Source organism: Streptomyces sp. NPDC057694 (assembly GCF_042799415.1).
Lineage (GTDB): Bacteria > Actinomycetota > Actinomycetes > Streptomycetales > Streptomycetaceae > Streptomyces.
In genome coordinates, this window is the sequence record NZ_JBHVIX010000011.1 from 105,420 (window position 1) to 126,518 (window position 21,099).

19 protein-coding genes are annotated in these 21,099 nt (G+C 72.7%); 6 read left to right on the forward strand and 13 right to left on the reverse strand.

The features are described 5' to 3' along the window. Positions 1-180: 180 nt before the first annotated feature. Entirely contained in the window at positions 181-678 is a 498-nt protein-coding gene (locus tag ACFVDP_RS23700) for an ATP-binding protein (protein WP_383492852.1), read from the reverse strand. A gap of 238 nt (positions 679-916) precedes the next feature. Further along, the gene (locus ACFVDP_RS23705) at positions 917-1,234 is read right to left on the reverse strand and encodes a hypothetical protein (protein ID WP_383492855.1); all 318 of its coding nucleotides are present in this window, start codon (positions 1,232-1,234) and stop codon (positions 917-919) included. A 374-nt stretch (positions 1,235-1,608) separates the two neighbouring features. On the opposite strand from ACFVDP_RS23705, the gene ACFVDP_RS23710 reads away from it, so the two are divergent. Then, entirely contained in the window at positions 1,609-2,706 is a 1,098-nt protein-coding gene (locus ACFVDP_RS23710) for a PLP-dependent cysteine synthase family protein (protein ID WP_383493262.1), read from the forward strand. A 52-nt stretch (positions 2,707-2,758) separates the two neighbouring features. On the opposite strand, the gene ACFVDP_RS23715 is transcribed toward ACFVDP_RS23710, so the two are convergent. Both ACFVDP_RS23715 and ACFVDP_RS23720 read right to left on the reverse strand, forming a co-directional pair. After that, positions 2,759-3,247 carry an SRPBCC family protein gene (locus ACFVDP_RS23715; protein ID WP_383492857.1) on the reverse strand — a complete coding sequence of 163 codons (489 nt, stop codon included), beginning with the start codon at positions 3,245-3,247 and terminating at the stop codon, positions 2,759-2,761. Positions 3,248-3,353: 106 nt separating this feature from the next. Next, the gene (locus ACFVDP_RS23720; protein WP_383492860.1) at positions 3,354-4,190 is read right to left on the reverse strand and encodes a DeoR/GlpR family DNA-binding transcription regulator; all 837 of its coding nucleotides are present in this window, start codon (positions 4,188-4,190) and stop codon (positions 3,354-3,356) included. A gap of 213 nt (positions 4,191-4,403) precedes the next feature. On the opposite strand from ACFVDP_RS23720, the gene ACFVDP_RS23725 reads away from it, so the two are divergent. Then, a complete protein-coding gene (locus ACFVDP_RS23725) occupies positions 4,404-6,752 on the forward strand; it encodes a hypothetical protein (protein WP_383492863.1) in 2,349 nt (782 codons plus the stop codon). Here the strand turns inward: ACFVDP_RS23725 and ACFVDP_RS23730 are convergent. The 4 genes from ACFVDP_RS23730 to ACFVDP_RS23745 form a co-directional block, all read right to left on the reverse strand. After that, positions 6,722-9,127, reverse strand: coding sequence for a right-handed parallel beta-helix repeat-containing protein (locus ACFVDP_RS23730; RefSeq protein ID WP_383492866.1), 2,406 nt, complete (start codon positions 9,125-9,127; stop codon positions 6,722-6,724). The genes ACFVDP_RS23725 and ACFVDP_RS23730 overlap by 31 nt on opposite strands. A gap of 127 nt (positions 9,128-9,254) precedes the next feature. Then, positions 9,255-9,860 (reverse strand): hypothetical protein, encoded by a 606-nt coding sequence (locus tag ACFVDP_RS23735; RefSeq protein ID WP_383492869.1) that lies wholly within the window; start codon positions 9,858-9,860, stop codon positions 9,255-9,257. Positions 9,861-10,041: 181 nt separating this feature from the next. After that, positions 10,042-10,869 carry an MOSC domain-containing protein gene (locus ACFVDP_RS23740; RefSeq protein ID WP_383492872.1) on the reverse strand — a complete coding sequence of 276 codons (828 nt, stop codon included), beginning with the start codon at positions 10,867-10,869 and terminating at the stop codon, positions 10,042-10,044. Between the two features lie 48 nt (positions 10,870-10,917). Next, positions 10,918-11,385 carry a DUF6643 family protein gene (locus ACFVDP_RS23745; RefSeq protein ID WP_383492875.1) on the reverse strand — a complete coding sequence of 156 codons (468 nt, stop codon included), beginning with the start codon at positions 11,383-11,385 and terminating at the stop codon, positions 10,918-10,920. 193 nt (positions 11,386-11,578) lie between these two features. Here ACFVDP_RS23745 and ACFVDP_RS23750 point away from each other — a divergent pair, with 193 nt between their 5' ends. Beyond that, a complete protein-coding gene (locus ACFVDP_RS23750) occupies positions 11,579-12,817 on the forward strand; it encodes a TerD family protein (RefSeq protein ID WP_383493265.1) in 1,239 nt (412 codons plus the stop codon). A 24-nt stretch (positions 12,818-12,841) separates the two neighbouring features. Here the strand turns inward: ACFVDP_RS23750 and ACFVDP_RS23755 are convergent, their stop codons facing one another. Next, a complete protein-coding gene (locus tag ACFVDP_RS23755) occupies positions 12,842-14,008 on the reverse strand; it encodes a glycosyltransferase (RefSeq protein WP_383492878.1) in 1,167 nt (388 codons plus the stop codon). Positions 14,009-14,066: 58 nt separating this feature from the next. Between ACFVDP_RS23755 and ACFVDP_RS23760 the strand changes: the two genes are divergently transcribed. After that, positions 14,067-14,849, forward strand: coding sequence for a glutamate racemase (locus tag ACFVDP_RS23760; protein WP_383492881.1), 783 nt, complete (start codon positions 14,067-14,069; stop codon positions 14,847-14,849). 76 nt (positions 14,850-14,925) lie between these two features. Next, positions 14,926-15,489, forward strand: coding sequence for a hypothetical protein (locus ACFVDP_RS23765; RefSeq protein ID WP_383492883.1), 564 nt, complete (start codon positions 14,926-14,928; stop codon positions 15,487-15,489). A gap of 22 nt (positions 15,490-15,511) precedes the next feature. Here ACFVDP_RS23765 and ACFVDP_RS23770 read toward each other — a convergent pair whose 3' ends face one another. Together ACFVDP_RS23770 and ACFVDP_RS23775 are read right to left on the reverse strand one after the other, a co-directional pair. Next, the gene (locus ACFVDP_RS23770; RefSeq protein ID WP_383492886.1) at positions 15,512-16,534 is read right to left on the reverse strand and encodes an O-antigen ligase family protein; all 1,023 of its coding nucleotides are present in this window, start codon (positions 16,532-16,534) and stop codon (positions 15,512-15,514) included. A gap of 216 nt (positions 16,535-16,750) precedes the next feature. After that, positions 16,751-17,254 carry a MaoC family dehydratase gene (locus tag ACFVDP_RS23775; RefSeq protein WP_383492889.1) on the reverse strand — a complete coding sequence of 168 codons (504 nt, stop codon included), beginning with the start codon at positions 17,252-17,254 and terminating at the stop codon, positions 16,751-16,753. 192 nt (positions 17,255-17,446) lie between these two features. Here ACFVDP_RS23775 and ACFVDP_RS23780 point away from each other — a divergent pair, with 192 nt between their 5' ends. Further along, positions 17,447-17,752, forward strand: coding sequence for an SHOCT domain-containing protein (locus ACFVDP_RS23780; RefSeq protein ID WP_383493268.1), 306 nt, complete (start codon positions 17,447-17,449; stop codon positions 17,750-17,752). Positions 17,753-17,777: 25 nt separating this feature from the next. Here ACFVDP_RS23780 and ACFVDP_RS23785 read toward each other — a convergent pair whose 3' ends face one another. Continuing rightward, the gene (locus tag ACFVDP_RS23785; protein WP_383492892.1) at positions 17,778-18,662 is read right to left on the reverse strand and encodes a universal stress protein; all 885 of its coding nucleotides are present in this window, start codon (positions 18,660-18,662) and stop codon (positions 17,778-17,780) included. 25 nt (positions 18,663-18,687) lie between these two features. Further along, positions 18,688-21,051, reverse strand: coding sequence for a phosphoketolase (locus tag ACFVDP_RS23790; protein WP_383492895.1), 2,364 nt, complete (start codon positions 21,049-21,051; stop codon positions 18,688-18,690). Between the last annotated feature and the right edge of the window lie 48 nt (positions 21,052-21,099).

Sequence of the window (21,099 nt, forward strand, 5' to 3'; positions counted from 1 at the left end):
ACGTGTGGCGGAGTGGGTTGGGCTGGGACCCCCCCCCCCCCCAAACGAAGGGCCATCCTCCCCTCCCGGGTGGTTGGGGGGGGGGGGGGGGGGCGCCCCCAGGGCGGATGCCCGGGCCGGCCCGTACAGGCACCGGGTGCCCCTCGTGCGAGGGGCACCCGGTGAGAGATCACCGCCCGGTCAGCCTGCGACGGCCGACCGGGCGGGAGCATGCTGGGGTGCTTCGGTGCGGAGCGTGGCCGCTGTCGCATACACCGGCAGCGCGGGCAGCGCCACCGCGGGCGACGGCACCGGAAGGGCGAACCAGACGACCTTGCCGCCGTCGATGTGCGGCCGGACCCCCCAGCTCTCGCTCACCGAGGCGACCATCGCGAGGCCCCGCCCGCAGGTCGCGAGCGGATCTGCGGCGCGCACCTCGGGAAGCCGCGGGTCGTGGTCGTGCACCGACAACGTGAGGCAGTTGCGGAAGAGCTCGATCTCCACGGTGCACAGCTTGTCCGGCTCGGCATGCCGGTGGACATTGGTCAGCAGCTCGGTGATCCCGAGCGCCGCCAGGTCTATCAAGGGATCGAGATGCCAGTAGCGCAACTGCGCCGATACGATTCTGCGGACCTGGCCTATCCGCGACGGCAGGGCTTGAAGCTCCACCATGCAATGCCTGCTCGGCTGGCTGATCACGGCTGCGACTCCCCGAATTGAGTCCGGAAGAAGACGAGAACGGATCGAGCGGAGCGACCGTGCTGTGACAGGGTCGCCCGCTGCAGTGTCCGGCGGGCTGGTTCGCAGCGTCATCGCCGGTAAACCCTGAGTAGTGATGTGTGACCAGCGTGACCCAGGGGGTGCGGGCGTGCAACTTCGGCCGTTGACGCTCGTGCCCGGGTGAGCGGTGAGGGAGGCGTGCGGGCGGTTCGCGACGTTACGTCGCGCGCCCCGTCGCCTTGCGTACGGCGTCGATGAACCGGCGGGCCGAGGGCGGCCCCGCGTCCCCGGTGTGACCGCCGCCGAGTCGCAGCAGGTAGCGCCTGCCGTCGACCTCGGCGGTCGCGCGGTCGTCGGAGCCGAACCAGGGCTTGCCCGCGCGGACTTCGCGCAGTGGCGCGCTGTCTATCTCGCTGCCGTAGCTCGTGAGCAGTTCCAGCCTGCCACCCGTGATCCGGACCTGTCCGGCCCGGGTCAGCGAGCGCAGGCGCCGCCCGATCCGCACGCCCGTCGCCGTGAACTCCGGCTCCGTCATGCCGCGTCGCCCCCTCTGAGTGCGTTGGTGCGGTGCAGTCTGCACGCACCGGGCCAGGAGCACCAGTGTGCATGTGGACGCGACGTGAAGCAGTGGGCGCAAACCGGGTTCGCGCCCCCTTCACCCGGGCGTTTTCCTGTGGGGCCAGGCGTGCCTTTGGGGCGCTCAAAGGTACGTTTATGCAGGTGAGAAGCGTGTGGAAGGTGTCTATGATCGAGGCGTCCGGTCATGTTCGACCGACCCGGCAGAGGTTCCTTCGGTGCTCCCTCAGCGGGATCTCGCCGGGGCCGACGCTCGGAACGACGCGAAGGAGCCGAGCGGTGAGCACCATTGAGCAAGACGGCACCGGGGGCGGGCGCCCCTCCGCGGAGCCGATGCCGACGCTGGACGTGGACCACACGGACCCCGGCTACCGAAGCTGGCTGAAAGAAGCCGTGCGCAAGGTTCAGGCCGACAGCAACCGTTCGGCCGACACCCACCTGCTGCGCTTCCCCCTCCCTGAGCACTGGGGCATCGACCTCTACCTGAAGGACGAGTCGACCCACCCCACCGGAAGCCTCAAGCACCGTCTCGCCCGCTCGCTCTTCCTCTACGGTCTGTGCAACGGCTGGATCCGCCCCGACCGCCCGGTGATCGAGGCGTCCAGCGGCTCGACCGCGGTCTCGGAGGCCTACTTCGCGAAGCTCGTCGGCGTGCCCTTCATCGCGGTGATGCCGCGTACGACGAGTGCCGAGAAGTGCCGACTGATCGAATTCCACGGCGGGCAGTGCCACTTCGTCGACGACTCCAGGACGATGTACGAGGAGTCGGCGGCCCTCGCGGCGCGCACCGGCGGCCACTACATGGACCAGTTCACCTACGCGGAGCGGGCCACGGACTGGCGCGGCAACAACAACATCGCCGAGTCGATCTACCGGCAGATGGAGCTGGAGCGCTATCCCTGCCCCACCTGGATCGTGGCCACGGCCGGCACCGGCGGCACCTCGGCGACCCTCGCGCGCTACGTCCACTACATGCAGCACGACACCCGGATCTGTGTCGCCGACCCGGAGAACTCCTGCTTCTTCGAGGGCTGGACGACGAACAACCCGGACGCCACCAGCGACTGCGGGTCCCGCATCGAGGGCATCGGCCGCCCGCGCATGGAGCCGAGCTTCGTGCCCGGCGCCATCGACCGCATGATGAAGGTCCCCGACGCGGCGAGCGTCGCCGCGGTCCGCGCCCTGGAGGCCACCATCGGCCGCAAGGCGGGCGGCTCGACCGGTACGGGCCTGTGGAGCGCCCTGAAGATCGTCGCCGAGATGGTGGCGGAGGGCCGCAAGGGAAGCGTCGTCACACTGCTGTGCGACCCGGGCGACCGCTACCTGGACAAGTACTACTCGGACCAGTGGCTGGCGGAACAGGGCCTGGACGTCACGCCGTACCTGGAGGCGATCAACAGGCTGCTCACGTCGAGCGCCTCGGGAACCTGAGGGTCACACCCGGCAGAGACCGCGGGGGCCGGGCCTCCGCGGAACCGGCACGTCACGCGGGAGTGGTGGCCAGCCGCCGCTCGAGATTTCCCACCGCGTCCCGGAACGCCCGCCCGAGCCCGGACCGGCCCACCTTCACGCCCGCCTTGAACAGCGCGGCCCCGTCGGCGGCGAACGTCCACTGCACCCGCGCCCCACCGGGCACCGGCGTGATCCGCCACTCCTCCAGCATCGCCCGCACACCCGGCGCGTTGGCCTCGTCGATCCGGTACGCGTAGACCTCGTCGGGCTCGGCGGCCACGATCGTCTCCAGGAAACGGCCGCCGCCCTTGAGCCGTATCTCCCGCCGCGGACCGTCGGGACCGGCCTCGGCCGGCCGCGCCAGGGTCACCGCGGAGAACCACTGCGACCAGCCCTCGACGTCGTCCGCCAGCGCCCGGTACACGGCGCCGGGCGACGCGGACACCTCGCGGGCGAACACCAGTCGCAGGGGAGCGGTCTCGATGAAGTCGAGCCCGACCGGGAGAAGGTGACGTGCCATGAGCGCTCAGCCCCCAAACAGGACGACGATCCACATGCCGGGCCGGCCCAACGGGCAGCAGGAATAGACCAGTTGACCGGGTACGGTCACCATAGCTGGCGGTCTGTCAGATGTCTGTACCGCCCGGACCGGAATCCGGGTCACCGGCCACGACGAGGCGCATGTGCTCGGAGATCTCCGTACGCGCCTCGACCGGCAGCCCCGCGTCCGTCACCAGCGTGTCCACCTGGTCGAGCGCGGCGAACGAACTCAGGCCCACCGTCCCCCACTTGGTGTGGTCGGCCAGCACGACCACCCGCCGCGCGGACTGCACCAGGCGTCTGTTGGTCTCCGCCTCCGCCAGGTTCGGCGTCGACAGGCCCGCCTCCGGGCTTATCCCGTGCACCCCGAGGAACAGCACGTCGAAGTGGAGCGCCGCGATCGCCTGGTCGGCCACCGGCCCCACCAGCGAGTCGGACGGCGTGCGCACCCCACCGGTGAGCACCACCGTCGCCGCGCCCTGCCGGGACCCCGAGGTGCGCTGCGCGGCGTGGAACACATCGGCCACCCGCACCGAGTTGGTCACCACCGTCAGGTCCGGTACGTCGAGCAGATGCTGCGCCAGCGCGTACGTCGTCGTACCCCCGGACAGCGCGATCGCCGTACCGGGCGCGGCCAACGGCGCCGCCGCCCGCGCGATGTCCTCCTTGGCCGTCAGCTCCAGGCCCGACTTGGCCTCGAAGCCCGGCTCGTGGCTGCTCGCCTCGACGACCGGAACCGCGCCGCCGTGCACCTTCTCCAGCACACCCTGCCGGGCCAGGGCGTCCAGGTCCCGCCGGACCGTCATGTCGGAGACCCCGAGCTTGCGCGTCAGCTCATTGACCCGGACGCCGCCGCGACGCCGGACCTCGTCGAGGATCAGGGAGCGGCGCTGCTCCGCGAGGAGGTTCTGATTCTCGCTCACGTCCCGTCGGGTCCCTTCGACTCGTCCCCATCGCCGCACGGCCTGCCGGCCGGAGGTCCCGTCATCCTCGCACGCGCCACCGACACCCGTCCCACCGCCCGCACCCGCCACCAGCGCGTACGGCTCGAAAGGACCGAGGAGATTCCGTGACGAGGGGTGCACGGGAGGGCGATGAGCCGGAATCCTGGTATCCGCAAAGAACGGGGGACGCCCATGACCACGGCGCCGGAACACGCCACCGACACCGACACCAGCACCGCCACCGACGAGACCGCCCTGGAGCTTCTCGTCCACGGAGTCGGTGGCACCACACCGCAGGAGATGCTCGGCGACCCGCGCACCGTGCGGGTGTCGGGCGACGAGACGGCGGCCGTCCACCGCCGCGGCGAGGACGTCGACGCGGAGGCGAGACCGGACGACTACCGGGGCAAGCCCGTCCCCGAGGCGTACGTCTGGTGCAACCTCACGTCGGGCAACGGCTCACGGGCGCTGTGGCTGCTGCTGCTCCCCTTCATGGTGGTGAACCTCGCCCACTGGATGCGTCCCAACGCGCGCAGCAGAACCCGCACCGTGCGCCTCTACGGCCTCCTCGTCCGGCTCGCGGGTCTCACCCTCACCGTGCTGTTCATCGCCGGCGCGTGCGAGGTCGCGCTCGATCTGACGGCCTGGCAGTGCGCGGGCACTCCCGCCTGCGCCGCGCGGCGGACCTGGCTCGGCTTCCTCGCCGACGGCTGGTGGAGCCAGCCCGGCCGCCGCCTCGCGCTCGCCGCGCTCGTGCCGACCGCGCTGAGCGTCCTGCTCTGGTACCTCTCGCACCGCACCTGGAGCGCCTACGAGGCCCAGCGCCCGCTGCCGCACCAGCCCGAGCCGGACGACGGCTCGGCGGACAACGCGCTGGCCAGGCCCGGATTCTGGTACGGGCGCCGCCTGGTGTCCCGGCTGCGCGCCGCGCACACCGCCGCGGGACTGCTCACCGTGGCGGCGGCCGTCGGCACCTCGGCCGCCCGCTACGACCTGCGCGCGGGCGGCCCCGTACTCCTCGACGTCCTGGGACGGGTCTTCGTCGGCGCCCTGGTCGCGGGCCTCCTCGCGGTCCTCGCCGTCGTCGTCCTGCGCGGCCGCACCGAGGACCGGCTCGACCTCGACCTGGACCGCACCCTGGTCCGCGTCCTGCCCTACGGTGCGCTCGCACTGCTCGCCCTGACCATGGTGTACGCGGGCTGGTCACGCCCGCACTGGCACTCCTCGGGGCGCCTGCCGGGCGACGCGGCGTTCGGCGGGATCGCGCTCGCGCAAGTGACCCTCATCGTGGTGCTCGCCGTGGTGGCGAAGGCGATCTACCGCACGGCCGTCGACCGGCGCACCGCCCTGCGGGGCCTCGGCGGACCCGCCACCGCGATGCTGGCCTGCGGCCTCGGCGGCGTGATGACCGGCGGCATCGCGCAGCGCGTCGCCGACTGGCTGGACGGCACGAGCGGCCTGATCCCGGGCCCGCCCGTGCTGCTGTCCTGGCAGGCCTCCGTCATCCCGCCGCTGCTGGTCGTCCTCGCCGTCGTGTGCGGCGCCCTCGCCGTGCGCACGGTCCGCAGGAAGAAGACGGAGACGGTCCGCGTCGAGGCCGACTACCACCTGGACGAGCACGCCGACCCGACCGGGGAACGCCCGGACGCCGCGCGTACGTCGGCCATCGCGGGTACGCGCGCGCGTGCCGCTCTCACCGACCGAGCCCCCGTGATCATCGGCGTGGTCTCGGCCGTGTCGCTGCTCCTCGGCGGCCTGGCCGTGGCCGGAGCCTGGGGCACCGGCAAGGTCCCCGGCAGCGCCGCCGACGGCACGTTCCCCCTCCTGGAGGGCGCCGCGGACACCGCTCAGGCGCTCGGCTCCTGGCTGATCGGCGCCGGCTTCATACTGTTCGTGACGTGGGGCCGCCGCGCCTACAAGGACCCCGCGGCCCGCCGCACCATCGGCATCCTGTGGGACGTGGGCACCTTCTGGCCGCGCGCCGCCCACCCCTTCGCGCCGCCCTGCTACGCCGAGCGCGCGGTGCCCGACCTGACCTGGCGCATGGCCACCTGGACCCGGACGACCGGCGGCCGGCTCATCCTGTCCGGCCACTCCCAGGGCAGCGTCCTCGCGGCGGCCGCCGCCTGGCAGCTGCCGCTCTCGGTACGGCGGCGCGTCGGACTGCTCACCTACGGCTCGCCCCTGGAGCGGCTGTACGGACGCTGGTTCCCGGCCCAGTTCGGCCCGGCGGCACTGGCCTCCCTGCACCGCCAGGTCGACTGCTGGCGCAATCTGCACCGCGACACCGACCCCATCGGCGGGCCCATCAACCTGCCCGGGGACTGCGGCCCCCAGGTCGACCACCCGGCCCTCCTGGACCCGCTCGCCTACGGCCGCACCGAGCGGCACCCGCTGCCCGCACCGATCCTGGGCCACGGCGACTATCAGGCGGACCCGGTGTTCGCCGAGGAGCGGGACCGCCTGCTGGCCCGCCTCAAGCACGCGGTCCCCACACCGCGCGCTCAGGGTCAGGGCAGCTCGGGCAGGTCGTCCGGGTAGAGGAGCGTCAGGTCGTCCGTGCTCGGCTCGCCGAGCTGGGCGACCCGCCCCGCGTGCCGCTCCACCATCGACTCGAACGTCTGCCGCGCCGTACGGCCGTTGCCGAACGCCGGGCCCTTCGGGAGCGCCGTGAAGTACTTCAGGAGTGCTTCCGGCGTCCCGGTGCCGAGCCGGTACTCGTGCTCGTCCGTCTGCTGCTCCACGATCCGCAGCAGCTCCTCGGGCTCGTAGTCGGAGAACGTGATGGTGCGTGAGAAGCGGGACGCCACGCCGGGGTTGACCGACAGGAACCGCTCCATCTCCGCCGTGTAGCCGGCGACGATCACGACGACCGCGTCCCGCTGGTCCTCCATGAGCTTCACCAGCGTGTCGATCGCCTCACGGCCGAAGTCACGGCCCGAGTCCTCGGGGGAGAGGGCGTACGCCTCGTCGATGAACAGGACGCCGCCATGGGCCCGCTGGAAGGCCTCCTGGGTGCGGATCGCGGTCGAGCCGATGTGCTCGCCGACCAGATCGACCCGCGACACCTCCACGAGATGCCCCTTGTCGAGGACACCGAGGGAGGCCAGGATCTCGCCGTACAGACGCGCGACCGTCGTCTTGCCGGTGCCGGGGGAGCCCGTGAACACCAGGTGCCGGCGCACCGAGGCGGCCTTGAGACCGGCCTCCTGCCGTCTGCGCCCCACCTCGATCATGTCGGTGAGCGCCCGCACCTCGCGCTTGACGCTCTCCAGGCCCACCAGCGTGTCCAGCTCCCCGAGCACCGCGTCCGAGGTACGGGCGGGCGGCTCGTCGGCGGGCGCCTCGGCCCGCTGGTCGGGGACCTGGCTCAGCAGGCCCACGGTCTGCGTCGCGGCCTGCGTCTGCACGGCCGGCTGCGCGGTGGCGGCCGCACCGGGCCTTATCCCGCCGCTCTCGTCGCTCGTGCACTCCTCGACGACCGGGCCGTCCTCGGCGAACTCGTAGCCACCCCGTGAACACCGCTCCGTACGGCACTTCTTGAGGGTCGTGCGGCAGCCGTCGATGACATGGAAGCCATAGCCCTCACTGCCCGTCACCCGGCAGCCCTGGAACGTGCCCCGGCCGCCAGCGGAGACATAGAAACCCGCTTCCGCGGGGGACGTCACCGTGCAGCGCTCGATCGTCGGGTCGGCGCCCTTGGTGACGATGACACCCGTCTGGATCGCGTCGACCGTGCAGTTGGCGAGCGTGCCCCCGCTGCCGTGGTCGCGGAACCAGGCACCGGTGGCGGCCTCCCGGATCCGGCAGTCGTCCAGCTGCGCCGTGGCCCCGTCGCTCACCGACACCGCCGTGTTGCGCACCTGGGACAGGTCGCTGTCCACGACGTCCACGCGCGAGCCGCGGTCCAGCACGAAGAGCGCGTCCGGCACGTCGTGCACCCGGCACGCGTCGAGGACGGCGGTCGCCCCGTCGCTGACCCACACCGCCGGGTAGTCGCCCGTGCTGTCGTGGATCTCGCACTGATTGGCGTCCACGCGCGTGCCCGGGTCCCACACCGACAGGCCGTTGCGCCCGAACTGGCGCACCGTGGAACGCGTCAGCGTCAGGACGGACCGGGAGCGCAGGTCCACCGCGTTCTCCGGGATGTCGTGGATGTGGCAGTCCGCGAGGGTGAGCAACGCGTCCGTGTCGAGGGTGACACCGTCGGCCGTGGTGCGGTGCACGTCGCAGTTGGTCAGGTGGGCGGTGGCCCGGCCGGTGATCTGCACACCCGAGCCCTTGATCTCGTAGACCTCGCAGCCCACGGCCTCCATGCCGCTGCCCTCGCCCGTCACCGAGAGCCCGGACCCGGAGGCGTGGTGCACCCGGCAGCGCTCGAGGCGCGGGTGCGCCCCGCCGCGCACCGCCACGCCGGCCTGCCCGGCCGCGACGACCTCGCACTCCTCGAAGACACCGCCCCCGCCGTCCAGGACGGCGATGCCGATCCCGCCGGCATTGTCGACGGTGCAGCGCCGCACGGTGGGGCGGGCCCCGCCGCGCACCTCGATGCCGGACGCGGACCGGGTCACCACCCGCACGTCGACCAGCTCCGGCGCGCCCTCCTCGACGAGGAGCGCGGGCGCCGCCGAGTCCTGGCCCTCCACGTGCAGGTCCTGCACCGTCGCCGACGCCCGGACGGTCAGCGGCACCCCGTCGACCGGCGCGATGCGCACCGATCCGGGGGAGCCCTCGGGACCGCGCAGCGTCACCGCGCGCTCCACGACCAGATTCTCCCGGTACGTGCCCGGGGCGACGGTCAGCACGTCGCCGTCTCCGGCCGCTTCGAGAGCGGCGGCCAACGACGCGTACTCACCTGTGCGGCGCCGCCACCGTGATGTGCCGGTGTGCGTCACCTGGACCGTGCCCTGTGCCATAACGGTGCTGTGCCCCCACCTCGTCGTACGCGGGTCCTGCTCACGCCCCGACGGGCGCTCTTCCTGGGAAAGGTGGGTCCACCGTAGCGCGCGCGGAGCACGGCAGTTGACCGGAGGCGGGACCCTGTCAGCTGCCCGTGCCGGTCCTGCCCCAGTCAGGGCCCGCTATGTCCCAGGCGTGGTCCCAGCGCGCGTACCGGCGACGGATCATCCGCCACACGACGACCCTGCGAGTGCCCTCGAAGAGGCCGCCGACGGCGACGGCCGTGCCGAAACCGGCCAGCACCGCGTGCGTCGTCGCCGTCGCCCGGTCGAGCGGGCGGCCGACCACACGGCCCTGCTCGTCGGTCCACAGCGGGAAGACGTCACCGCGGTGCGGGGACTGGAGCGCGGCGACGACCCGGTCACGGTGCGCGCTGCCGTCCGGCGCCGTCCAGGTCGCGACGACGCGGCTGTGCGCGTCCTGCGCGGTCGACGTCTCCGGATCGGAGTCGAGGGGCGGCTGCGCCACTTTCCGTACGACCGTCGCGGCGATCTCGTGACGTAGACGGTGCTGCTCGTCCACCGAGCGGTACAGCGCGTCGCGGGAGAGGGAGCCCGCCACCACCCCGGCGACCGGTGCGGCGACGACGATGAGGACCAGCGCGACGAGCGCGATCCATGCCTCGGCGAGATCGGTGCCGCGGCGCAGTGGATTGTGCCGCCAGCGCCAGATTCCGATGACCGCCCGCACGGCCTGCACCCCCTTCCGCGTCCGTCCTCACCCCGAACGGCAGCGCCTACGCGCGAGTGGAGCGAAGAGAGAGGGACCTCGCCCCGCCCGACCGGCTCGCCGGTGTCTCCGGCACTGCCATTGTCCCTCAACGAGTCTGTCGCGCCGCCGGGTTCCCCATCCGGGTGACGGTTATTCGACGCTATTCGACGACGGTGAGCGGATCCCCGAGCCGGATCGAGCCGGCCGACTCCGGCACCAGGTTCGTGCCGAAGCACAACTGATCACCGAAGCGCCGGTGGCGGGCAAGGGTGCGCAGCGGCTCCTTGCCACGCTCCGCGGTCTCCTGGTTCGTGGTGGTCACCACGCAGCGGCCGCTCTTCTTGGTGACCCGGAACGTGACCTCGCCTATCGCGACGCGCTTCCAGTCGTCCTCGGCCCAGGGAGAGGTGCCCGAGACGACCACATTCGGCCGGAAACGGTCCATGGGCAGGGGGCCCTCGTCCGCATGATCTCCCTGGGCGATGAGGGAGTTGAGGGCATCGAGGGAGGAGAGGGCGGTGAGCAGCAGGGGATAGCCGTCGGCGAAGCTGACCGTCTCGCCGGGCCGGGCGTACGCGGGATCGACGGGGCGGCGGGTGGCCGGATCGTCGAGGTGCATCAGGCGGACCTCGGTGTCCAGGCAGGCGCTCCACCAGGCGTGCGCGGCGTCCGCCGCGGGCACGACCTCCACCTTGTCGCGCCACACCTCGATGGTGACCGTCGGGCCCGGCTCGGGCACCTCGACCCTCAGGGGGCGCCTCCCGGGCGCGGACAGCCGGATTCCGCCGCCGGGCAGCAGGTCGGCGGCGGCCAGCGCCAGACGCGGATGCGGCCGCTGCGTGACGATCTTGTTCGCCGCGTCGACCAGGACCCAGCGCCGGTCCCCCGCGAGCCCCCACGGTTCCACGACCGCCTCACGCGGTGCGTGCCCCCGAACCGCCTTCAGCGGGTAGACATGGATCGAACTGAGCACAGGTTGCTGCGACATGGGGCCATCCTGCCAGCAGGCGCCGACAGCCCCATGTGCGGGCCGGGATCAGTAACCGCGGTACTGCTGACGGTTGTACGGATCCTCGTACGACGCCGGAGCGGGCGCGGGCCGCGGCGCGGCCGGACGCATCGCCTCGTAGCCGGTGCCGGGGGCCTGCCGCTGCGGCTGGGGCTGCTGAGGCTGGTAGCCGCGCGGCGTGGCCGTCTGCTGCGGGATGTACGCGGTCGGGGCCGCCTGCATGTGGGCGGGCTGCATGTGCGCCGGCTGCATCTGTGCGGACTGCTGGGGCGGATAGCCGTACTGCGGGGCCGGCGCGGAGGGACCGGACGGCAGTGCGGGCAACGCGGCCGGAAGCGCGGGAAGATGGCTACCGGTGTCGTACGCGGAAGGGACCCGGATCGGGGCGATCTGGGGTGTGCCCCGCTCGGCGACGAGGGAGTCGTAGATCGGGGTGTCCGGGAAGGACGGCGCGGAGTAGTAACCGCCGCCATAGGTGGAGCGGGGGGAGGTCATGGCACATAAGTTAAGCCCACGATGTGGTCGATGGGGTAGCCCGATAAGAGGGTTCTTTTGCGTGTCGGGTGTGACCGTGCGTCCCCAATGTGAGCGAACTCGTCAAAAACGGTCGTTGTGCGACGCTAGATTCTGGTAAAGGCCGAGTTCTCGGTGGGTAAGCAGTTGGCCTGTGATGGGGGCAGACATGAGCATGAGCAAGGGAACCAATGTCGCCGTGCAGGCTTCGGCGGTACGGGTCGAACTGGGCTGGCGCGGCGGCCCCGGAGTGCCCGATGCGGACGCCTCGGCGCTCCTGCTCGCCTCCGGAAAGGTCCGCTCCGACGCCGACTTCGTGTTCTACAACCAGCCCGCACACGCGTCCGGCGCGGTGCGCCACGAAGGCAAGGCGACCACGGGCGGCGCCGTGACGGACACGTTGTTCGTGGATCTCGCGCGCGTGGAGCCGGCCGTCGAGCGGGTCGTGCTCGCCGCCTCGGCCGACGGCGGCGCGTTCGGCCGGGTGCCCGGCCTGTACATCCGCGTCCTCGACGCGGACTCCGGCGCCGAACTCGCCCGCTTCGACAGCACGGACGCCACGGTCGAGACGGCGTTCGTCCTGGGGGAGCTGTACCGGCGCCAGGGAGCCTGGAAGTTCCGCGCGGTCGGCCAGGGCTACGACAGCGGCCTGGCCGGACTGGCCACCGATTACGGGATCACCGTCGACGAGCCGCAGCGGGCGGCCCCGCCCGCCGCACCGGAGCGTGCCGGCCCGCCGCCGATGCCCACGGCGCCGCCGCCCGCCGCCGGGTCCGTCCGCCTCACCAAGGTGACACTCACCAAGGCCGCACCCTCGGTGTCCCTGGCCAAGCAGGGCGGCACCTCGGGCGCGATGCGCGTGAACCTCAACTGGGAGGTGCGCAAGCAGTTCAGCGGCTGGGGCAGCAAGCGCGGCCGGGCGACCGCCCGCCACCGCGACCTCGATCTCGACCTGTGCGCCCTGTACGAACTCACCGACGGCCGCAAAGGGGTCGTGCAGGCGCTGGGCAACGCCTTCGGATCGCTGTACCAGGCCCCGTACATCCATCTCGACGGCGACGACCGCACCGGTGGCGTGGCCGCCGGTGAGAACCTCACGATCAACCTCGACCACAAGGACGCGCTCCGCCGCGTCCTCATCTTCGTGACCATCTACGAGGGCGCGCGCAGCTTCGCCGACCTCCACGCCACGGTCACCCTGGCGCCCCTGGGCGGAGCGCCGATCGACTTCTCCCTGGACGAGTGCACGGTCCCTTCCACGGTGTGCGCGCTCGCCCTCATCACCAACAGCGGGGGCGACCTGACCGTGCAGCGCGAGGCCCGCTACCTGGTGCCCGAGCGGGGCGTCAGCCCGCAGCGCACCGTGGACCACGCCTACGGATGGGGCATGAACTGGACTCCGGGCCGCAAGTGACAAGCCCAGGGCCGGGCGCGGGGTTCAGGAGGTGGCGTCCGGCCGGGCGTACGTCCGCCCCTTCCACGCCGCGCCTTGCCCCCTGTAGTGCTGCACCGCGGAATCCACCGTCATGAGGAGGTACAGGAACGCGGTGAACGGCAGCAGGGGAGCCAGCCACAGGGTCTGGCAGTAGTAGCGCAGCATCGGGACGTACGTCGCCGTCATCACCGCCCACGCGAGGCCACCGAGGAGCGCCACCACGCTGTTCTGCGCGACCAGACCGAAGAACACGGCGGCGGGCGGCACCAGGTAGACCAGCGCGAGTCCCAGCACGGTCCCGAGCAGCACCAGCGGGTTGTGCCGCAGCTGCGCGTACGCGCTGCGCGACACCATGCGCCACAGGTCCGTGAGGCGCGGATAGGGGCGCACGCTGTCCACGTGCTCGGCGAGACCGAGCCAGATGCGGCCGCCGGAGCGTTTCACGGCCCGCGCGAGCGCCACGTCGTCGATGACCGCCTGCCGGATGGCGTCCGGGATCCCGGCCCGTTCGGCCGCCCCGGTGCTCAGCAGGACGCAGCCGCCCGCCGCCGCGGCCGTGCGCGATGTGGGATCGGCGATCCGGCGGAACGGGTACAGCTGGGCGAAGAAGTACACGAACGCCGGCACGACCAGCCGCTCCCACCCGCTCGCCACCCGCAGCCTGGCCATCTGGGAGACGAGGTCGAAACCGCCCGTGCGGGCCGCCGCCACCAACTCCCGCAGGCTCTCCGGCTCATGGGCGATGTCCGCGTCGGTCAGCAGCAGGAACTCCGGTTCACGCGCGCGTGCCAGGGTGATGCCGTGCCGCACCGCCCACAGCTTCCCGGTCCAGCCCGCCGGCGGCTCACCGGGGGAGCCGACCGTCAGCGGGAGACCCCCGTACCGGTCGGACAGGGCGCGGGCCAGCTCGCCGGTGCCGTCCGAACTGCCGTCGTCGATCAGGAAGATCTCCGCGTTGCCCGGATACTCCTGGGCGAGGAGGGAGGGCAGGCTCTCGGGCAGCACCTCCGCCTCGTCACGGGCCGGGACCACCACACAGACGTCCGGCCAGCGCGTCGGATCCGCCCGCGGCGGCAGCCGCAGATCGGTGCGCCAGAAGAAGCCCTGGCACAGCAGCAGCCACAGCCATGCGGCGAGCGAGGCCGCGGTGATCCACCCAACGACGTCCATCCGCCGCAGTCTGCCCCACCGGCGCGGTCCTGTCGGGCCCATCGTCTATGGTTTCCGGGTGAAGATCGCGCTCATGGACTCGGGAATCGGACTGCTCGCGGCCGCCGCCGCGGTACGGAGCCTGCGGCCGGACGCCGATCTCGTGCTCTCCTCGGACCCGGACGGCATGCCCTGGGGTCCGCGCACCCCGCAGGACGTCACCGAGCGGGCGCTGGCCGTCTGCGAGGCCGCCGCCGCACACCGCCCCGACGCCCTGATCATCGCCTGCAACACGGCGTCCGTGCACGCCCTGCCCGCGGTCCGGGCCCGCCTGGAGCCGGAGATCCCCGTCATCGGCACCGTCCCCGCGATCAAGCCCGCGGCGTCGGGCGGCGGCCCCGTCGCGATCTGGGCCACACCGGCCACGACCGGCAGCCCGTACCAGCGCGGTCTGATCCGCGACTTCGCGGCCGGTGTCGAGGTCACCGAGGTGCCCTGCCCGGGGCTCGCCGACGCGGTGCAGTGGGCCGACGAGGACGCCATCGACCGGACCATCGCGGCCGCCGCCGCGCTCACCCCGCGTGACGTGCGGGCCGTCGTCCTCGGCTGCACCCACTACGAGCTGGTGGCGGAGCGTATCCGCGCGGCGCTGCGGCAGCCCGGCGCCGAGCCGCTCGTGCTGACCGGCAGTGCGGGCGCCGTCGCCGCGCAGGCGCTGCGCCGGGCGGGCGAGCCGGCCCGTGCGCGGACCGGGCGCAGCGGACTCACCGTGCTCCTCAGTGGCCGTGCGGAAACGCTTCCGCGGGCGGCGCTCACCTACGCCGAGGGCCGCGCGCTCCAGGCGGTCAGCCACGCCGGGTGACGATAAGGCCCGGTCCGGAGCAGTGACTCTCCGCGAGGCGGTGCCCCCGCGGCGGAACATGAGTAGTCTCGAGTGCATGAGGGAAGACGCCGCCGACGCGCACCCCGGGCGACGCACGTCCGACCGGGCCACCGAGACCTGGACCGGCCGCGCACACAACCGTGTGCAGTGGCTGCTGGCCATGGGCGGCTTCGCCTGCCTGGCCCTCGGCATCGAGCTCGCCGTGGACAACTCCTGGGCCACCGGGATCGCGGCTCTGGCGATGTCCGTGGTCGGGCTGATCGCCGTCGGCCTGCTCGTGCTCTTCGGCACCCTCGCGTTCCTGCACGTCGCGGTGAAGGTCGACAAGGACCACCTCGAAGTGCGCTGCGGCCACGTCGGGCTGCCGCGCCGCCGGATTCCGCTCGCCCATGTCGTCGACGCCGACTTCGCGCCGCGCGTCACCCCCCGCCAGTGGGGCGGCTGGGGCTACCGCTGGCGGCCGGAGATCGGCACCGCCGTGGTCGTGCGGCGCGGCGAGGGCGTGGTGCTCAGCCTCGGTGACGGCCGGAAGTTCACGGTGACCGTCGACGACGCGGAGAGCGCCGTGCGGCACATCCGCGACCGGCTGAAGCCGACGGCCGCGCGGCCGTCGGCCTGACCCCGCCCGCTCGACGACCAGATCAACCGAGGCCGCCCCGGACGATTTCCGGGGCGGCCTCGTCGTCGTCCGGAGGTTCGTCGCCCAGCGGCACGGCGGTGGCGATGCCCGCGAGCAGTCCCGCGCCCGCCGTCACGGCCGTGAAGCTGAGCGCGTTGCCGACCGTCGCCAGCACCGCCACCGCCGTCAGGGCCGCGCCGGCCGCGAGGACCACCGGCGTCGAGCGGGTCGAGCGCCACAGTACGTACAGCAGCCAGCAGTACGCGGCCGTCAGCAGCGCGAGCCCGATGAAGCCCTGTTCCGCGGCGACCTGAAGCACGGCCGAGTGCGGCCGGGCGTCCGGCACCGGGTACTGCGGGGACACGCCGCTGAACTCCTCGAACCGGCCGGGACCCGCCCCGAGCGCCGGGTCGGCCACGGCCAGGTCCAGCGCCCGGTGCCACAGCTGGACGCGGCGCTCGGACAGCTCGCCCTCCAGGAACGACGCCGGCCCCGGCGACAGGGAACCGTCGGCGAGCGCGATGCCGAGCCCCGCCACCACCGCGGTGATGACGCCGAGGCCCACGAGTCCGGCCGCCCGGTGCCGCAACCGGGCCGCGGCGAGCGAGCACAGGACGACGCCGCAGCTCGCCACCGCCCCGGCGGCCGAACCGGCCACGGCCGCCACCACGACCGACCCGGCGGACAGCAGATGCAGCGTGATCCGCCGGCGCCGGGACCGCGCCGCCCAGGCGGCGCAGCACAGCGCGCCCGTCGACAGGACGAGCAGCGCGGCCGTCGCTCCGGCGTCGCCCAGAGGTGTCGCGGTGTTCGGCGCGGGCACCGCCTGCGGGGCCGCGACGGCCAGGCACAGGCCGCCGGCCGCGACCGCGCAGGACGTGGCGACGGGGGCGAGCCCGCCGGCGATCCGGCCGCCCGCGTACCCCGCGGCGACGGCCAGCACCGCGAGCAGCACCCCTTCGGGGCGGCCCGCACGAGCGGTCGCCGAGATCAGTGACCATGCCGCGCAGCCGCCGAGGACGGCGACGCCCACGGCGTCCGACACCCCGCGCCGGCGCCTCTCCGCTCCCGGCCCGGCACTCGTGGACCACCCCGTCGATCCCAACCCCGTCGCCCCCCGACTGAGACGGGCCCCGCGCGAGATGGCCGGTTCCGGCGTTGCGGCGGGGACTCGGGCACACGGTAACGGCTGGTGCGGCGCTTTGGGTCGCAGTTGCGCAGGAACGTTCCTGGCTCGGTTCCGCCGCTCCTGTGGCGGGGATCAGCCGGCGTCGCGACTGCGCAGCATGTTCATCGCGGTGAGCGTGAGCACGGTCTCGTCGCGCTGGTTGAGCACCTCGATGTCGGTGTGCACGATCCCGCGGTCCGGCTTGGAGCGCGACAGCCGCGCCGCGCCGACCGTCGTACGGATCGACAGCCGGTCCCCGGGACGGACCGGGCGGGTCCAGCGCAGGGTGTCGATGCCGGGCGAGGCCAGACTGGCGATCCTGCTGACGTAGTGGTCGGCGTAGAGCCGCATCATCACCGAGGTGGTGTGCCAGCCGCTCGCGATGAGCCCCTCGAACGGGCCCGTCGCGGCGGCGACGGGGTCGGTGTGGATGCTCTGCGGATCGAACTCGGCGGCGAACCGGAGGATGTCCGCCTCGGTCACGGCGATGCTGCCGTACCGGTAGGTCGCGCCGGGGACGTAATCCTCGAAGTACCGCTTCTCGACGGGAGTGGTGAAGTCGGGGCCGATGGCGGAGGTCGATGGCGTCGTTGTCATCGGCGCACGCTAGCCGACGGGACGCGGCCGGATCACCGGATCCGGCCGACCCGTTCCCCACTGAGCCGGGCAGCGTTGCCCCCTTCGGCCCATGACGGGCCGGGAGTTCGGGGCCACGGTGGAAGCGAGGCGCAGGTACCGGGGGCGCCGGGCCTCTCGTGCTCTGGGCCCGTGAGGGAGTGAACGACCGTGATGTTCTGGAACGACCACGACACCGGCGGCTGGGGCTGGTACGCCATGTCGGCCGGGATGCTGCTGTTCTGGCTGCTCGTGGGCGTGATCGCCGTGCTGGCCTTCCGGGTGTTGTCCCGCTCGGAGCGGACCGTGCCGTCGCGGGAGGCAGCGCCCGGGACGATCCTCGACGAACGGTTCGCACGCGGCGACATCGACGAGGACGAGTACCGGCGCCGCCGGGCCGTCCTGACCGGACGGCCCGGCGGGACCGAGGCCGCCGACGCCACGGGTGACGGCGACGACGGCCGGCTGCGGAAGAGCTGACCCGACGGCGATCGGGCGCCGCTGGTCAGTCGTGCGGCACCAGCAGCACCGGGCACGCCGTGCGATGGATCAGGGTGTGCGCGACATGGCCCAGGCGGGCCCCGGCCGTCGTCCGGCGCCCGACGATCACGAGGCCCGCGGTCTCGGCCGCCTTGAGCAGATGGTGGCCCGGGTGGCCGTACTCGAGACGCTCCACGACCCGGATCTCGGGGAACTTGTGCCGCCAGGGCTGCAGCGTCGCGTGCAGCGCCTTGAGCCGCTCGGTCTCGGCCCCGGCCGCGTCGCCGGGCGGCGTCACCCCGGGGGCGTAGTCGTGCAGCGCCGGCAGTGTCCAGGCGTGCAGCACCTGGAGGTCCATCCCGCGGACCGCCGCCGCCTCGAAGGCGTGGGTGAGCAGCTCGTCGCCCGGGTGCGCGAGGTCGAGGCCGACCAGCACGGGCCGGTAGGGCGCGGGAACCGGCCCGGTGCGCTCGTCCTCGGGTCGCTGTCCCGCCCTGACCAGGGCGACCGGAGCGGTGGCGCGGGCGCAGACGGAGGCCGCCACCGAGCCCACGAGGAAGCCGGTGAACCCGGACAGACCCCGCGAGCCGAGCACCAGCATCGTCGACGCGGTCGCGGCGTCGAGCAGGACGGGCACCGGCGCTCCGGGCGTGTGCCCGAACCGGATCTCCAGCGCCGGGTGCGCGTAGGACAGTTGGCGGGGCAACTCGTGCAGCGCGACGGCCGCCCGCTCGGCCGGGGCGTCGAGCTCCGGCAGCCGGGTCGGACCGGCCACGCCGGAGCCCGCGTGCAGCAGGCGCAGCGGCAGACCGTGCCGTGCGGCTTCGTGGGCGGCCCAGTCGGCGGCGTCCCGGCTCTCGGCGGAGCCGTCGATGCCGACGGTGATCGGGCGCGCGGACAGGGATGACATGAGGCGGACCTCCTCGGGGCGCGGGTCAGCCGGTCCAGGACCAGGCTGCGACATCGGGCAGATCGGTGCCGTGCTCGCGGATCCAGGCGTGGTGCCGGGTCCGGGTGTCCGCCATCTCCTGGCGGACCCCGGCCGCGCGGACGGCGAGGCCGGGAACGCGGTCGATGACGTCCATGACGAGCCGGAAGCGGTCGAGGTCGTTGCGGACGACCATGTCGAAGGGCGTCGTCGTGGTGCCGGACTCCTTGTAGCCGCGTACATGCAGGTTCGCGTGCCCGGCGCGACGGTAGGTGAGCCGGTGGATCAGCCAGGGATAGCCGTGGTACGCGAAGACGACCGGCTTGTCGCGGGTGAACAGCGCGTCGTACGCGAAGTCGGCCATGCCGTGCGGGTGTTCCTCGTGCGGCATCAGCCGGGTCATGTCGACGACGTTGACGACGCGTACCGACAGGTCCGGCAGATGCCGGCGCAGCAGGCCGGCGGCGGCGACGACCTCCTGGGCGGGGACGTCGCCCGCGCAGGCGAGGACGACGTCCGGCTCCCCGGAGCCGTTCTCCGTGCCCGCCCACTCCCAGATGCCGGCGCCGCGCGCGCAGTGGGCGCGGGCCTCGTCGAGGGAGAGCCAGTCGAAGCACGGCTGCTTCCCGGCGACGATCACATTGACGTAGTCGCGGCTGCGCAGGACGTGGTCGGCGACAGACAACAGGGTGTTGGCGTCCGGCGGCAGATACACGCGGACGACATCGGGACTCTTGTTGAGGATGTGGTCGACGAAACCGGGGTCCTGGTGCGAGAAGCCATTGTGGTCCTGACGCCACACGTGTGACGTGAGCAGATAGTTGAGCGAGGGCACCGGGTGTCGCCACGTCAGCTGCCGTGCCGTCTTGAGCCACTTGATGTGCTGGTTCACCATCGAGTCGACGATGTGCACGAACGCCTCGTAGCAGGAGAACAGGCCGTGCCGTCCGGTGAGCAGATATCCCTCCAGCCAGCCCTGGCACAGGTGTTCCGAGAGCACCTCCATGACGCGGCCGTCGCGCGCCAGGTGTTCGTCGGTCGGCCTGGTCCCGGCCTGCCATGCCTTCCCCGTCGCGTCGAGCAGGGCCTGGAGCCGGTTGGAGGCGGTCTCGTCCGGGCCGACCACACGGAAGTCGCGGCGCCGGGAGGTGTCCCGCATGACCTGGGCGAGGAGGTCGCCCAGGACGCGGGTCGGCTCGTGGAGCGTGGTGCCCGGCTTGTCGACGGGAACGGCGAACCGTTCCAGTGGGGCGATCGGCAACTGCCGTGTCAGCAGACCCCCGTTCGCGTGCGGGTTCGCCCCCGGGCGCCGGGCGCCCTCGGGCACGTACGCGAGGACCTGGGGAGTGGGCCGGCCCTGAGTGTCGAAGAGCTCCTCGGGCCGGTACGAGCGCAGCCACTTCTCCAACTGGCCCAGGTGCTCGGGGTTTTCGCGCACGTTCGCGAGCGGCACCTGATGCGACCGCCAGGTGTCCTCGACCGGTTCGCCGTCCACCGTGCGCGGGCCCGTCCAGCCTTTCGGGGTGCGCAGCACGATCATCGGCCAGCGCGGTCGCGCGGTGGCTCCCGCGGTACGGGCCTCGTGCTGGATCTGTGCGATCCGGTCCAGGCAGCGGTCGAGCGCGTGCGCCAACTCCCGGTGTACGCGCAGGGGTTCGCGGCCTTTGACGTGGACGGGCTCATGGCCGTAGCCGCGCAGCAGGTCGTCGAGTTCGGACTCCGGCAGCCGGGACAGCACGGCCGGATTGGCGATCTTGTAGCCGTTGAGGTGGAGGATCGGCAGGACCGCGCCGTCGTGCACCGGGTCGACGAACTTGGTGGAGTGCCAGGACCCGGCGAGCGGCCCCGTCTCGGCCTCGCCGTCGCCCACCACGCACGGCACCAGCAGATCCGGATTGTCGAAGGCCGCCCCGTAGGCGTGGGCCAGGGAGTAGCCCAGCTCGCCGCCCTCGTGGATCGAGCCGGGGGTCTCGGGCGCGACATGGCTCGGGACACCGCCGGGAAAGGAGAACTGCCGGAACAGCCGCCGCATCCCGGCGGCGTCCCGCGTCACGTCCGGATACACCTCGGTGTAGCTGCCGTCCAGCCAGGAATTGGCGAGCACCGCGGGACCCCCGTGGCCCGGACCCCAGATACACAGGGCGTCGAGGCCGCGCGCCGTGACGGCCCGGTTCACGTGGGTGTGCACGAGGTTGAGGCCGGGCGAGGTGCCCCAGTGGCCGAGCAGGCGCGGCTTGATGTGCTCGGCGGCCAGGGGCCGGGTGAGCAGCGGATTGTCGAGCAGATAGATCTGGCCCACCGACAGGTAGTTGGCGGCGCGCCAGTGCGCGTCGAGCGCGGCCAGCCGGCGCTTCGTCAGGTCCTTCGTCATCGGGATCCTCCGGGAAAGGGTCTCGGGGACAGGGAGAGGGAGGCAGGG

Bases quoted from the DNA above. Each gene is read 5' to 3' on its own strand.
- ACFVDP_RS23705 (WP_383492855.1), bottom strand. From the start codon at position 1,234: ATGACGGAGCCGGAGTTCACGGCGACGGGCGTGCGGATCGGGCGGCGC.
- ACFVDP_RS23710 (WP_383493262.1), top strand. From the start codon at position 1,609: ATGCCGACGCTGGACGTGGACCACACGGACCCCGGCTACCGAAGCTGG.
- ACFVDP_RS23715 (WP_383492857.1), bottom strand. From the start codon at position 3,247: ATGGCACGTCACCTTCTCCCGGTCGGGCTCGACTTCATCGAGACCGCT.
- ACFVDP_RS23725 (WP_383492863.1), top strand. From the start codon at position 4,404: ATGACCACGGCGCCGGAACACGCCACCGACACCGACACCAGCACCGCC.
- ACFVDP_RS23730 (WP_383492866.1), bottom strand. From the start codon at position 9,127: ATGGCACAGGGCACGGTCCAGGTGACGCACACCGGCACATCACGGTGG.
- ACFVDP_RS23740 (WP_383492872.1), bottom strand. From the start codon at position 10,869: ATGTCGCAGCAACCTGTGCTCAGTTCGATCCATGTCTACCCGCTGAAG.
- ACFVDP_RS23745 (WP_383492875.1), bottom strand. From the start codon at position 11,385: ATGACCTCCCCCCGCTCCACCTATGGCGGCGGTTACTACTCCGCGCCG.
- ACFVDP_RS23750 (WP_383493265.1), top strand. From the start codon at position 11,579: ATGAGCAAGGGAACCAATGTCGCCGTGCAGGCTTCGGCGGTACGGGTC.
- ACFVDP_RS23755 (WP_383492878.1), bottom strand. From the start codon at position 14,008: ATGGACGTCGTTGGGTGGATCACCGCGGCCTCGCTCGCCGCATGGCTG.
- ACFVDP_RS23765 (WP_383492883.1), top strand. From the start codon at position 14,926: ATGAGGGAAGACGCCGCCGACGCGCACCCCGGGCGACGCACGTCCGAC.
- ACFVDP_RS23775 (WP_383492889.1), bottom strand. From the start codon at position 17,254: ATGACAACGACGCCATCGACCTCCGCCATCGGCCCCGACTTCACCACT.
- ACFVDP_RS23780 (WP_383493268.1), top strand. From the start codon at position 17,447: ATGTTCTGGAACGACCACGACACCGGCGGCTGGGGCTGGTACGCCATG.
- ACFVDP_RS23785 (WP_383492892.1), bottom strand. From the start codon at position 18,662: ATGTCATCCCTGTCCGCGCGCCCGATCACCGTCGGCATCGACGGCTCC.
- ACFVDP_RS23790 (WP_383492895.1), bottom strand. From the start codon at position 21,051: ATGACGAAGGACCTGACGAAGCGCCGGCTGGCCGCGCTCGACGCGCAC.